The following is a 14,495-nucleotide window of genomic DNA, read 5'->3' on the forward strand; positions in this document are numbered from 1 at the left end:
AAAAACGTATTAAAAACTATACTCTTAAATGATGATTTTTATATCTAATATGCTAATAAGTAGGTATTGAAAAGGCAAACCCTTTTTGCCAATTTTACTGCGCGAAATTGCTATTTACCAAAATAATAAAAACATGAAAAAATTTATCAACCTATTTTACCCATTTATTCTGGGTGCAACTTTATTGGTGTCATGCAAGGATGAAAAGAAAGAGCCATCACCTGTAACGCCCCCTATTGAAATTGTGAGCCCTGAATTCAAAGCTGCTCTACAGAGTAAAGGTTTTAATTTTGATAACAAGGGTCGTTTATTAGTTGATGAAAAGGTGAAGAGTACCACAAAGCTTGATCTTTCAAATTCTAAACTCAAAGAATTGAAAGGGCTGGAGCTGTTTCCCAAATTAGAGGAAGTAAATCTATCTAATAATAAATTTGAAAAAGAATTTGATTTCTCTTCATTACCTCATACTGTTGTTTCTGTAGATTTACGAAATAATCCTTTATATGAATTCAAAGGACTTGTAGATGTAAAAACACAGGAGAATGGTGATGAAATAGTCAAAGTACTTCGTCCTCTCAAAAAGTTGTATCTCCCTCATACAGCTCAATATGATTGCAATCAGCTAGTGTATGTGTATGAACAAAATAAGAATGGTTCATTGGATATGCAAATTCAAAATAACAAAAATGAACTTGTAAAGTATACTACCAAAAGAGAAGTCCCTGATGCTAATGTACGTAAGGAGCTGAAGAAGCAATTCCCTTCATTGTTTGACGGTGAATCCATAGATATCAGTAAACGTATGATAAAAGCTTTGGAACGAGATGGAGGTATCGAGCTCATGAGTAGAAAGAATGGCCCTTTTTATGATGATTTTACCGGCGTGGAGTATGTGATTCATAACAGAACATATAATGGTCGTTCAATAAGCCTTACCAGTACGGGCAAAAAAGAGAATGTAATGCCTTATCTCAAAATCAATTCTAAGATAACCTTGCTTGCTCTTGAAAATATTGATACTCCGAATGGTATAGATTTATCCAATGCTACATCCTTAGTTCAATACGTATTAATCAATAATAAAGATATTACAACACTTGATGTCTCTGCATCAAAGTGGCTGGGACAAAGAAATGCAAAAGAGGAATTTAATATATTGGCAAATGCAAGCTTCTTGAAGGCCGAAAATTGTCCTAAACTTACAGAAATAAAATTCCCTAAAGCTGCCAAGTACCTTTGCTGCTTATATGCTGTGAATCTCCCTATGTTAAAAGAAGTTGATTTGACACAGTTTGATGTTATGTACTCTTTGGACTTGATCAAACTTTCTTCTAACACCTCTATCAAATACCTTTCGCCTAAGAAGTTTATGAAAAGTATTGAACAAGAGCCGTGTGATGATGGTACAATGTACGTTAAAGTATCGGAAGACATATCAAACAGACCGGAAACCAAAGCTTTTTTGCAGAAATACAGTAAAAACTGCAAAGTGTCTGTGGTAAAATAAAAATATCTATTATGATGAAGGTTACCGATCTGCTATTGTGTAACCAATGAATACTCTCTTTATTTTTTTATTAACATTTAACTTATTTAATTATGAAATTTAACAAAATTCTATTGTGTGGCGCTATGCTGTTGGCTTCTGCCGGAATATTTAGTGCAAATGCTCAAATAGCTTTACCTACAAGTCATGATTACCCAACATATGCGGCTGCGGCCTCTCAGTTTGAGGGTACATACTTTGGCCAGGCTTTTAATGCTAATATGAATGGAAAAGTTATCCAAAAACCCTATGATGCAAATTATATGTTGCATGATAATGGTGATGGTACTTATAACCTTACGGGAAACAATACTTTCGGAAAACCAAACCTTGATTTGAATGCAGTTGTAACCATTACTAATGGGCAAATCGCATTTAAAAGCGGAAGTGGAAGTGTGATCATTGGCCCTATCACTAAAAATTTCGAGATCAAAACTCTTACCGGAAGTGTAAAAACGGTAAATGGAAAAATGCAACTTGAATTTCATTGTGTGGCTTACATCAGCTTGATCAATTTTACAGCCACATTTGATTATAAAGGAACAAAATAAAAAGTCATGTTAAGAACGAGAAAACAAAATCTTTATCAGACTTTCTTTTCAGTTTTAGTATTGGGCTGTATTTTCTTTTCATGTACAGATGATCAAAAAATAAGCAAACAGCCGGTTTCTGCCGATTATATCAGCGAAGCGAAGAAAGTACTGCAAGATAGCATCGTGTTTAATGCGAGAGCGATGATGGGAACTGTAAATAAGACACAGTTGCCTCAAGGTTGTCCAATGAAATATCATTTTTCTTGGAATGGTGATATATTGAATATGAAGATTAATAAGTTTACGGTAGGCACTATGCCCGTAACTATGTGGTTTTCTATTAATCTTAAATTTATGAGGCTTAATTCATGGGAGAAAAACGAATATCCCGGTGATGAGTGGATGAAATTTGAAGGAAATGGAGGCTTGGTAAAGTATACGGCCAATGGTATAGACCCATCATATGATGATGGTGATGGTGGAGCCGGTACCGTAACTGGATATTTCAATTATAAAACAATGGAAATAGAATTCGTTACAAGCTTCAATGTATTGAATGTAACATCCGATGTTTTCAAACAAAAAATAGATAAATCAAGGATAGCTCATTTTGATGAAGATTTTGCGAAGTTCGAACGTGATTTGGAAAAATACAAAAAAGATAATGGCTTATAGATTGATATTTTAGTTGTCAGTCGTTTGTGTGAGAGGATACTGTCTGAAAAGTCAGAGACTTTTCAGACAGTTCTTTTATCCCTGATTTTTCCTCAGAATACGAAGCTATTATAATATCTCGAATCTTTTTGTGCGTAATTGTATGAGAAGATAGATTTGCATCTATTATGTTAGTATCAACAATATATAATTTATTACCAAAACCTTCTGAACAAAAAACACCATGAAGAGATGATGTAAGTTTTGGTAAAATCATTTATTTATGAAGAAACATATATCACAACTGTTATTATTTCTCCTTTTTTTTAATGCCACATCGGTACTGGCTCAGCGTAATGTACGGATAAAAATATTAGAAGCCGGAAGTATGGAACCTATTTCTGGAGTCGCTGTGAGTTTTGCTGAAGACAAATCGTTGAAAGAGATAAGTTCCTATGCAATTACGGATGCCAAAGGGTTTGCAAACATAAAACTTCCCAGTAAAAAATTGTTCTATAAAGCGCAGATGATGGGCTATAATCCTATGACCGGCATCCTGGGTAGTAATGATAAATATTTAAATTTGAATCTAAAGGAGTCGGCGACAAGCTTGGATGAGATTGTAGTCACTGCAAATAATACGCGACCGGTGAAGTTTTCTCCTGTTTTGACTCAAGTCCTTACCGGCAAAGCAATGAGGGAAGCCGGCTATGGTAACCTTCAGCAGGTACTCCAACAAGAAACGCCCGGGCTTAATATCCAGAAGGTTGGATTTGGCAATGAAATAAGTATGCAGGGCTTGGATGCCCGTCATGTAATGTTTCTTTTGGATGGAGAGCGTATGACCGGAGATATGGCAGGAAATATTGATTATGAGCGTTTCAATCTGCATGCTATAGACCATATCGAGATCGTCAAAGGGGCCAGTAGTACTTTATACGGATCAAGGGCATCGGGAGCAGTAATCAATTTAATAACCAAGAAGCCAACAAAAGCTTTTTCATGTGAAGTAGGTGCACGTTATGGTCAGATGAATGAGCGAAACTATAAGAATCCATCCAAAAAGGACTTTTTGTATATGTACGAAAAGAATGTCGATAGACCCAACTTGCAATCATGGATGTCTATGGGTATTAAAAAAGGAATATTTGGATCCCAAACCGATCTGCTATATAGCGAGAGCGATGCTTTTTATTTATATCAGAGTGATCATGATGTGAAGGTCTATACTAAGGAGGCCAATCCTTTCCTTAAAAAAGATGTAGTTGTGGAGAGTCGTATGCCTCGTCCGCCTATGGGTGTAGAAGGTACGGAGCATTTTACGGGATCTCAGAAATTCTTTATTGAGCCTTTGAGTAATTTTAAAATTCAGTTGTATGGTAATGTATTCTTCATGAATACTTATGATATGATACAAGATTTGGTCTTTACACAGTCAAGAGATTGGTCATTAGGAACCAAAATTTCTTATTCACTCAAAGATTATTTTACCGTTACTCTTAAGTTACATAGTGACTTCTATGATCGTTTTAAGCGACATGAACTCAGAGATGAACGTCTAAAAGTGTATAAGTCTCGCATATTACAGCCCAATTTGAATATAACGAGTCAATATTTCAAAAATCATAATCTTATTTTCGGGGTTGAGTATTTTTCTGATGTGCTAACCAGTGATAGGTTTGTCAATAGGAAAATGACCTCACGTGAGCTTAGAGAGGCTGAGTTTTATTTACAAGACGAGTGGTCAATTAGTCCCAAATTGATGATTTCTACAGGGGTAAGAAGCAATTACTCTCATCAATTTGGACTTATGGCTATGCCCAAAGTCGCTATTAGATATGCTCCCAATGAAAATTGGACCTTGAGAGCCAACGCTTCACTGGGTTATAGATCCCCCTCAATCAAAGAACTCTTTTTCAATTGGGATCATCTTGGGATGTTCCAAATTAAGGGGAATGAGTATTTGCGACCTGAAAGAAATAGATACTTGTCATTTAGTGCGGAATATTCTAAAAATGGATTTTTCATCAATGGGGCGTTATTTGGCAATTTCTTCACTAAAAAAATAGAGGGCGTATGGCGTATTTATGATTTACAGTACAACTTTGAATACACCAATCTGGGACACCAGAATCTTTTGGGAGGAGAAATTCTGATGAAATGGAGACTTGCTGATTGGCTTTCTCTCAATGCCAATTATTCATATGTAAACGTGAGTACGTTGGAAGGACTCAAAATAAATACATCTTCTCCTCATGCTGCCACAGCGGGAATCAACTATGATTTGAATAAAAATAAGTATAAACTGAAAGTAGGAGTTAATGCTTCGTTTACTGGAGAAAAGAAATTTGATGTTCAGGACAGGCTATACATAGAGGAACTCGGAAGGAGCAAGGATGCATACTTTAGATGTAAATTGCCTGCATATGTATTGTGTAATCTTGTCATAACTCAAACATTCGATAATAAAGTTCGTCTAATGCTGGGTGTCAATAACCTATTTAATTACAAACCCAAGACTTTAGGCTCAGGGCTTACTGCTTTCAATGTGCCGGCTACACCCGGTGCTCGCTTTTATATCCAAACGGAATTATTGATTGATCAAATTGCTAAAATATTTAGAAAGAAATGAAGAAAAGTAATATTATAAATATATTTCTATTAATTTTTTGTATTACCTCTCTATCCACTTCTTGTGTCAAATATGATGCAGAGCCTTTTAGTGGTAAAATATTACCTCGTGCTACAGGATATACCTCGGGGGTTACGAATGATTGGCTTTATTTTAACTTACGCACAGGACATATATTCAATAAAAAGCATCCTAATCAGGATATCAAGGAGGGGGAGCAACTCAAATCTATGGATTGGGATATTGGTTTTTGTGGCTACAGACTCAGAACAAATAGTGGCACCAGTGGCCCGGGGAAAGGTGGAGCAATGGATCTGGGGTATAGTAATTATGATAAATGGATAAACGTCACCCAATTGCCTAAAGATCAACCTTGGGTTACTGATACGGATAAAGATGTATACATAACGATCTCTCAGGCCGATTGGTTTCGTTATTTAGCCAAGAATAAATTGGATGCAAAAGAAAACCCCTGGTTTGATCCTAACAAAGGTCCTCAACGTACATTGACATCTGCCAATAAGGTTTTGGCAGAATCTATGACTATCTCCGGCCCACCAATGACATATACACCTTCTTATCATACTTATGTGGTGAGAACGGCTGATGGCAAAAGATATTTCAAGATACAGATCGTCAATTGGTATAATACCTATACACAAATCGGAGATACCGGCGGTGAGATAAGTTACTATTGTGATGAAATTAATCAATAAAAATTATATCAATGAAAATTACCAAGAAAAGTGGTCTCATTGGGATAGCTTCTTTTTGTATTGTACTTTTTACGATGCCTATAGGTCATGGCTTAATGATCCTTATGGAACATTATCTCAAGGGGGCTATGCTCAATTACGTTGCATTTGGTATGGGTTTGGTAGGACTCATCATGACTCTTTACGGCATATCAGCCAAGGGGGATACTAAGCAAACGTTGTGGGGCCTTTTTGGAGGCTTATTGTATTGGACAGGGTGGATAGAATTCATATTTGTTTATTACTCTCACCGTTTTGGGGTACAACCTCTAATGGAGAATGGCGAGGTTGTTACCAAGCCTGAATATCTCATCATGCCTTCTTCATTTGGCTTTTGGGTAATGTTTCTATTGCTTTATATTTTCAGCATACAAACAGGTTGCGACTTTATCAATTGGGTACAACGCTTGCTCAGAAGAAATCATCATAATATCATGAAAGTAAAGCCCATAGCCAGACACATCTCCGTTGTTACGTTCTTGGAGTTGAATCTTATCTTATGGACTAGTTATTTGCTATTATTGTTTATCTATGATAAAAACTTTATAGGAGATCACAATCCTATAACATTAATTATTGGTTTTGCCTGCCTGATTGGTTCCTTTTTTATGTTTCCAAAACTACTTCGCTATCAATCCTGGGGGCCTGCTATTCGCTATGCCATACCTACGGTTATTGTCTTTTGGACTTTTGTAGAAGTGATGGGACGCAAAAATTTTCTTCGAGAGATATGGGTTGAACCCATTGAATACAAAGTAGAAATGATTTCCTTACTTGTATGCCTTGTATTGTTGGTTTTGTATGTTATTATAAGACAGTCTTATCACAAGAAAGCCTAAAGGGTATTTTGAAAGTCTTATAATTGTATATTTTATCGTCCATTTTACATTGTACGCTTGCTATCAATCCAATTATATGTTATACTTTTGTACTTTAAAATGAAACGATAAGTAAATCTTATTATAATGATGATAAATATCACATTCCCTGACGGTAGTCAAAGAAGTTTTGAAAGCGGTATCACTGCGATGGAAATAGCCGGAAGCATTAGTAGTCGGCTTCAGCAGGAGGTTTTGGCCGCAGGCGTAAACGGGCAGATTTGGGATTTGAATCGTCCCATTAATGAAGATTGTACATTCAAATTATATAAATGGGACGATCCTGAAGGCAAGCATGCTTTTTGGCATTCCGGCGCACACTTGATGGCACAAGCACTTGAGGAACTTTATCCCGGAATTAAATTTGGTATAGGTCCTGCTATTGAAAATGGTTTTTACTATGATGTAGATCCCGGTGAAGGCGTTTCGATAAAGGATTCCGATCTCCCTGCTATCGAGAATAAAATGCGAGAAATTGTTGCTCGTAAGGAATTGATCGTTCGCAATGATATTTCAAAATCTGATGTTCTCAAGATGTTTGGAGACAAAGGTGATGAATACAAAGTAGAGTTGATCAGCGAACTTCCCGATGGCACAATAACCACTTACTCGCAAGGTAATTTTACTGATCTTTGCAGAGGCCCACACTTACCCAATACCGGGTATATGAAAGCTATCAAACTTTTGAATGTTGCGGGTGCATATTGGAGAGGAGACGAAACTCGTAAACAGCTTACTCGTATCTATGGTATAGCTTTCCCTAAAAAGAAAATGCTAGATGAGTATTTGGAGATGCTTGAGGAAGCCAAGAAAAGAGATCATCGCAAGATTGGGAAAGAGCTCCAGTTGTTTGCTTTTTCCCAAAATGTAGGAGCCGGACTGCCTTTATGGTTGCCTAGGGGTACTCAATTGCGACTACGACTTGAGGATTTCCTCAAACAAATACAGAAGGACTTTGGTTACCAACAGGTAATGACCCCGCATATAGGTAATAAAAACCTATATATAACTTCGGGGCATTATGCTAAGTATGGAGCTGATTCTTTCCGCCCTATTACTACACCTCAAGAAGGTGAGGAGTTTATGCTCAAACCTATGAACTGCCCTCATCACTGCGAGATTTATAAGTCTTTATCTCCTCATTCGTATAGGGATCTTCCGCTTCGTTTAGCAGAGTTCGGTACTGTATATCGCTATGAGCAGAGTGGAGAGTTGCATGGTCTTACGCGTGTAAGAGGTTTTACCCAAGATGATGCACACCTTTTTTGTCGCCCCGATCAAATCAAAGATGAGTTTTGTAAAGTAATGGATATCATTTTTATTATTTTCAAGGCTTTGGATTTTGAGAACTTTGAAGCTCAGATATCATTGAGAGATAAGGTCAATCGAGAGAAATACATCGGGAGCGAAGAGAATTGGGAGAGAGCTGAGCAAGCCATTATTGAGGCATGTGAAGAAAAAGGATTACCTGCTGTAATAGAGTATGGTGAAGCTGCTTTTTATGGTCCTAAGCTTGATTTCATGGTCAGAGATGCTTTGGGACGTAGATGGCAATTGGGGACTATTCAAGTTGACTATAATTTACCCGAAAGGTTTGAACTTGAGTATACGGGTGAAGATAATAAGAAGCATCGTCCTGTTATGATTCACAGAGCTCCTTTCGGTTCTATGGAGAGATTTGTAGCTGTCCTTATTGAGCACACTGCAGGTAAGTTCCCTCTTTGGCTTACGCCTGATCAAGTTGTAATCTTACCTATCAGTGAAAAATTCAATGACTATGCACACAGAATAGCCAAAGAGTTCAATGCTCAGGATATAAGAGTACAAGTTGATGATAGAAATGAAAAGATAGGTCGTAAGATTAGAGATAATGAACTCAAAAGAATACCATATATGCTCATTGTTGGCGAAAAAGAAGCTGAAAATGATGAGGTTTCTGTAAGAAAACAAGGCGAAGGTGATATGGGTTCGATGAAAATTACTAACTTTGCGGAACTAATTAAACAAGAGGTTGACGGTATGCTCAACGCATGGCGTAGCAACAATGCTTAATTTGGGACTTAATTATAGATAATTTATAAAACAGACAAACGGGGAAATCCCCAAAAAAAAGACTGAATGGCAGTAGACAACAACCAGTTGAAGTATCAATACAAAACGAATGAAAGTATTCGTGCCCGTGAAGTTCGCCTTGTAGGAGATGATGTTGAACAGGGTGTGTATTCTATTCAAGACGCTCGCCGTATGGCACAAGAGCGAAGTATGGATTTGGTGGAAATATCTCCCAATGCTACTCCTCCGGTTTGTAAGATTATAGATTATCAAAAATTTATTTATCAGCAAAAGAAAAGGCAGAAAGAGCAAAAAGCCAAGTCCGTGAAGGTTGTGGTTAAGGAGATACGTTTTGGTCCTCAAACTGACGATCACGACTATAACTTTAAACTCAAGCATGCTGTAGGCTTCTTGGAAGAGGGCTCTAAAGTGAAAGCATATGTTTTCTTTAGAGGACGCTCCATCTTGTTCAAAGATCAAGGAGAAGTTCTTTTGCTTAGATTTGCCAATGACTTGGAAGAGTATGGAAGGGTAGAGAGTATGCCTGTATTGGAAGGAAAACGCATGACCATCATGATAGCTCCCAAAAAAGTAGCTCCCCCAATCCCCAAGAAACCTGTCGCCAAGCATGACGGTAAAGTAGATAAAAAGACTGCACCACAATCAGCTGTTGAGGTCAAAAGTGAAGAAATTCCAGAGTAATCGACACTCTAAGTCAGAAAACTATCACTTTTATTAATGAATCAGCACTCCCGCGCATAAGGCTGCGTAAGGGGGTTGATATATGAGTTTTAATAATTAATTTTTGGAAAAATGCCTAAATTGAAGACTAATTCCGGTGCTAAAAAGAGATTTACTCTTACCGGATCAGGTAAAATCAAACGTAAGCACGCTTTTAAGAGTCACATCCTAACAAAGAAGACTAAAAAGCAGAAGCGTAATCTTACTTATTTCACTACAGTGAATAAAGTGGATGAAACAAATGTTAAGGAACTTCTTTGCTTGAAGTAAGACTTTTAAAGAGACGCTAACAATTAGGATTTTAAGTAACAGAGAGGTCAGCCAATAAAAAGAGTCGTACAACTTCTTCGACCGCTGCCTATCAAAAACAATTAGTATTATGCCAAGATCAGTAAATCACGTCGCTTCAAGAGCCAAGAGAAAAAGAATTTTGAAGCTTACTCGCGGGTATTATGGTGCTCGCAAGAACGTTTGGACCGTAGCCAAGAATACTTGGGAAAAAGGTCTTACTTATGCTTACCGTGACCGTAAGAACAAAAAACGTAACTTCCGTGCGTTGTGGATTCAGCGTATCAATGCTGCTGCACGTCTTGAAGGAATGTCTTATTCTCGTCTTATGGGAGCGTTGCATGCCAATGGTATTGAAATCAACCGTAAGGTCCTTGCTGACCTTGCTATGAATCATCCTGAAGCATTCAAAGCTATCGTTGCTAAGGTAAAATAATATACCTTATTTCGATAAAATATAAAAGAGCGGGACAATGTGTTACTACTTTGTCTCGTTTTTTATTTGTATTAATATATATGAAACTTGATAAAGAGAGTGAAGATCCCCGATACAGACCTTTACTATCAATTCCATCAAACGTTTTACTCAAATAATCAAATCTGAAATGATTCCCTTAAATTGCTCCTGTGTAAGTTTCATATTGTTATTCTTTTTTTGTCCAAAAATCTAAGATAACATTCTTGAGTCTTGCACACTTTTGGGATAGTATCTTAAGGCTAATCTTTATATCAATTAGCCTATTTTTTGATTTGCAAATTTATCTGTAACACTCCTAATAGTTCTAATACTTTCCTACGGGTTTACCATCTTTTATTCTGATGATTCTTTGATTGTTACTTCCTCTCCATAGAAGAGTGGGGTCATAGAGCTCTGAAATGTATGGACCATCGATCAATGTATCTATATATTGCAACGGCTCAGATAGGTTTTTATCTTGCATTATCTCTTCTATGGTATATCCTGTGTAGCACCAAATTTTTAATTTGCATTGAGATTTAAGGTTTCTGAGTAACTCAGTCAGTTCACTTGGATTATAAAAGGGATCTCCTCCGGAAATTGTAATACCGTCAAGCAAGGGGTTAGCATTGATCTCATCAATGATTTGCTCAATCATAAAATCAGTCAGGGGAATACCTGCAAGCGGATTCCAACTTTCGGGGTTATGACAGCCTTTGCATGCATGCCTACATCCTGAAAGGTAAATAGAATAGCGTAACCCCGGACCATCAATGATAGTCTCGCGATATATATTCAAAAGATTCACCCTGTGATATCCCTTTCTTAATTCTGTAAATTGGCAATTAGTGGTGTTTTACTCTGTCATGCTCTTCAGCTTGCTTGGCACTGTTCCAGCTATCAAGACTTCCTGTAAGATATCCCGTAATACGTCTGAGACGTGCTATCTGATCACTCTTGCATACAGGACATTTATCGTAGATTACTCCTTTGTATCCACAATTTTGACAAGTATCTACAGGGTGGTTAATGGAGCCATAGCCTATCTCTGCTTCTTTCATTGTACGTACAATTTTTAGAATTACTGAAACATTCTTTTTGGCTTCACCATCAAGTTCTACATAAGTAATATGGCCTCCACGTGTGATAGCATGGAAAGGTGCTTCACGTTTGATTTTTTCGAACATCCCAATATTTTCTTGTACATCGACATGGAATGAGTTTACATAATAATCTTTGTCTGTAACCCCCGGGATAATACCGTATTTCTTACGATCGATCTTTGTGAATCTGCCTGAGAGACCTTCAGCAGGAGTCGCTAAAACCGAATAGTTGAGATGATACTTGCGTTTGTACTCTTCCACTACATCATTGATCACCATAATGGCATCATAGAGAGTTTGCCATGCCAGATCATTGTGCCCATGCCCTTCTCCGTAAAGAGCTACCATAGCATTGTGCCCCCCAATGAATCCGATACCGAGTGTCCCACTATTGATTACGTCTCCCACTTCATCTTGCATAGAGAGTTTAGCTCCACCTTTCCAAACGTCGTTACCCATCATAAAGGGGAACTGTCTTGCTAAGGCTGTGCGTTGATATTGGTATCTGTCATAGAGTTGATCAGCAATTAAAGTGGACATTCTACGCACTCCTTCTAAGAACATGATACGGGCTTCCTTTTGTATTTTGTGCTTGTCAGCATCAGGATACATTTCTTCTGTTTCCCTACGAGCTTGTATGGCTATACGCGGCATGTTCATAGAAGTGAACGAAAGATTACCTCTTCCTACAGAGCTTTTTTCGCCATTAAGGTTTTCAAATACTCTGGTGCGACAACCCATAGTTGCTATCTCATAGAGGTAACGCTTAGGGTCATCTGCTCTCCATTTTTCATTTATATTATATTGGGTGTCAAGAAATACAAAATTTGGGAAAAGTGCTTTTGCTGTAGTGCGGCATGATTCTATAAGGAGGTCGAAGTTGGGAGTCTCGAACACAATGTCGCCTTTAAGTGCCGCATCGAAATCTTCCATTGCTTTCTCATAGTCCGCATCACAATAATTTATACCTTCTTTTACCTTGAAAATTTGGATAGGAAAGATAGGCACCTCACCTTTTCCAAGCCCTTCTTCTGTTGCTTTCAGTAACTCTCTGATGAGCATACGTCCTTCCAGACTCGTATCTGTACCATAATTAATAGAACTAAAGACTACCTGATTGCCTCCTCTTGAATGCATTGTATTCAAGTTGTGTATGAAGCCCTCCATAGCTTGGTGTGTATCTTTAGAAGTGTTGGCGTATGAATGCCTCAATGCGGCTCTGACATCTTCTTGGGAGAAGTTAAACCCCGCTTTATTTAGTTCTTCGTTTATCCTATGGGCTTCCTCATCCGAATCCATAAGCTTTGGCTCTATGGTGCGAACAGTTTCTTTCAATAGGGTTTGTTGTTCTGTAGATGGTGCTTTGAGACCGTTTTGCAGTTCCAAAATAAAGGCCAAACGTTCTGTCAGATGTTTTATAAATGTTTTTCTGACCCCCGGCGCCATAAAGAAGTCAAAAGCAGGGATAGCTTGTCCTCCGTGTTGCTCATTCTGATTGGTTTGGAATACTATCGTAGCCAGCGTGGCATAGCTTTGAATATTCTGAGGCGTGCGTATGCTGCCGTTTTTAGTCTTGAATCCTCTTTCAAAAATATCTTCAAGGTCATATTGTACACAAGTCGTCGTTTTTGTGGGGTAGTAGTCCAAATCATGTATATGAATATCTCCGTGCTTATGAGCTCTGCTGTAAGTAAGAGGTAGAAGATACTTAGTTGTATAATCTTTGGTTACTTCAGAAGCAAAAGTCATCATTTGACCTGCAGGAGTATGAGCGCTCATATTAGCATTGCCGAGATTGACATCATTTTTTTCGATGGATACTATGCCGTCCATAGTATGCTTGAGTGATGTCCTCTTATCACGCTCTACATTCCTCCATTCACGATAGATAATATATTTCTTTGCAATGTACGTATTATAGTTCATCAGCTCACGTTCCACAAGATCTTGTACTTCTTCTACAGCCAAAGTTGCATCCTGAGCTATCATTACATTATATTGTATTGATTGTATAATTTGCTCTAATCTTTTGGAGTCCTCTTGCACGCCGCCGGCACGGAAAGCCTTAATGATCGCTTGTCGTATCTTATCTCCGTTGAATGGCTGACGGCTTCCGTCACGCTTGATGATATATAGTTCTACGTCTTGCATGATTATCTATTGTTTAATTGTTTTTAAATTGTTCTATTAAAAAGACTTGTGCGATGCCTTCCTTCATTAGAGTTACATTGATTATTCCTTGTAAGCAGATATTCAAAATGCTTTATTTTGCTTAGCCTTGAAGCAAAGTTAGATAAAAAAAATCATCATTTGACCCTCAAAAACTATCAAGAAACTGTTGTTTTTTAAGATAATTTTTCATCACCGACCTAACTTATTGTCTTTCAATTTTGTCGATTTTTACTGATGTTTTTACGTTTTTCAATTAAATTTTCAGCCTACTTTCTATTTGTCTAAAATAGTTTTTTTTGATTAGAATTCATAATTAACGGCTCTCTTTTTATGTTAATAATTTGAAAAAATAGATATGTAATGAATATATATTGTCTGCTATCCTTTTTGGAGACCGTTGCATAGCAGGCAAATTGCTTCGTTGCTTGCGAGATTCGCACTTGGTCATTTACCGGAAGTAAACTCCCTGTGCACTCACTCTTAGCGCCTTGCACTTTACCCTCTCTGCCCGGTCAAAGTGTCTTTTGTCGGTTTTGCCTCCAAAATCCACGAGACTGTTGACTTTTGCAGCAGTCTCTTTTGAGCTCATTTTAGTTTGTAAAAAAGATAATCCCCTATAATACATTATAAGTACTACAGGGGATTATTTAGTTAAGCTTTACTTCAGTCCTGATATCAGACGCA

The 14,495-nt window shown here is 37.5% G+C and carries 12 protein-coding genes; 10 read left to right on the forward strand and 2 right to left on the reverse strand.

Going from position 1 to position 14,495, the window contains the following annotated elements; translation table 11 throughout:
* Window positions 1-133: 133 nt before the first annotated feature.
* The 10 genes from VYJ22_RS05935 to rplT all read left to right on the forward strand — a co-directional run bounded on the left by VYJ22_RS05935 (window position 134) and on the right by rplT (window position 10,515).
* A complete protein-coding gene (locus VYJ22_RS05935; RefSeq protein WP_329902990.1) occupies window positions 134-1,507 on the forward strand; it encodes a leucine-rich repeat domain-containing protein in 1,374 nt (457 codons plus the stop codon).
* 92 nt (window positions 1,508-1,599) lie between these two features.
* Window positions 1,600-2,097 carry a hypothetical protein gene (locus VYJ22_RS05940; protein ID WP_329902991.1) on the forward strand — a complete coding sequence of 166 codons (498 nt, stop codon included), beginning with the start codon at window positions 1,600-1,602 and terminating at the stop codon, window positions 2,095-2,097.
* Between the two features lie 6 nt (window positions 2,098-2,103).
* Window positions 2,104-2,754 carry a DUF4903 family protein gene (locus VYJ22_RS05945; protein WP_329902992.1) on the forward strand — a complete coding sequence of 217 codons (651 nt, stop codon included), beginning with the start codon at window positions 2,104-2,106 and terminating at the stop codon, window positions 2,752-2,754.
* A 262-nt stretch (window positions 2,755-3,016) separates the two neighbouring features.
* A complete protein-coding gene (locus VYJ22_RS05950; protein ID WP_329902993.1) occupies window positions 3,017-5,365 on the forward strand; it encodes a TonB-dependent receptor in 2,349 nt (782 codons plus the stop codon).
* A complete protein-coding gene (locus VYJ22_RS05955) occupies window positions 5,362-6,081 on the forward strand; it encodes an HmuY family protein (protein ID WP_329902994.1) in 720 nt (239 codons plus the stop codon). Before VYJ22_RS05950 ends, VYJ22_RS05955 begins: the two co-directional genes overlap by 4 nt.
* Window positions 6,082-6,092: 11 nt before the next feature.
* Window positions 6,093-6,959: a hypothetical protein gene (locus VYJ22_RS05960; RefSeq protein WP_329902996.1), complete on the forward strand. Its 867-nt coding sequence runs from the start codon at window positions 6,093-6,095 to the stop codon at window positions 6,957-6,959.
* Between the two features lie 129 nt (window positions 6,960-7,088).
* Window positions 7,089-9,050, forward strand: a complete 1,962-nt coding sequence (gene thrS, locus VYJ22_RS05965; RefSeq protein ID WP_329905583.1) for a threonine--tRNA ligase — start codon at window positions 7,089-7,091, stop codon at window positions 9,048-9,050.
* 66 nt (window positions 9,051-9,116) lie between these two features.
* Window positions 9,117-9,752, forward strand: a complete 636-nt coding sequence (infC, locus tag VYJ22_RS05970; protein ID WP_329902997.1) for a translation initiation factor IF-3 — start codon at window positions 9,117-9,119, stop codon at window positions 9,750-9,752.
* A 111-nt stretch (window positions 9,753-9,863) separates the two neighbouring features.
* Entirely contained in the window at window positions 9,864-10,061 is a 198-nt protein-coding gene (gene rpmI / locus VYJ22_RS05975) for a 50S ribosomal protein L35 (RefSeq protein ID WP_329902998.1), read from the forward strand.
* 109 nt (window positions 10,062-10,170) lie between these two features.
* On the forward strand, window positions 10,171-10,515 hold the full coding sequence (gene rplT, locus VYJ22_RS05980) for a 50S ribosomal protein L20 (protein WP_329902999.1): 345 nt from the start codon (window positions 10,171-10,173) through the stop codon (window positions 10,513-10,515).
* A gap of 346 nt (window positions 10,516-10,861) precedes the next feature.
* On the opposite strand, the gene nrdG is transcribed toward rplT, so the two are convergent.
* Both nrdG and VYJ22_RS05990 read right to left on the reverse strand, forming a co-directional pair.
* A complete protein-coding gene (gene nrdG, locus VYJ22_RS05985) occupies window positions 10,862-11,344 on the reverse strand; it encodes an anaerobic ribonucleoside-triphosphate reductase activating protein (protein ID WP_329903000.1) in 483 nt (160 codons plus the stop codon).
* Window positions 11,345-11,381: 37 nt separating this feature from the next.
* Window positions 11,382-13,790, reverse strand: coding sequence for an anaerobic ribonucleoside triphosphate reductase (locus tag VYJ22_RS05990; protein ID WP_329903001.1), 2,409 nt, complete (start codon window positions 13,788-13,790; stop codon window positions 11,382-11,384).
* Between the last annotated feature and the right edge of the window lie 705 nt (window positions 13,791-14,495).

This window comes from Porphyromonas pogonae (assembly GCF_036320655.1).
GTDB lineage: Bacteria > Bacteroidota > Bacteroidia > Bacteroidales > Porphyromonadaceae > Porphyromonas > Porphyromonas pogonae.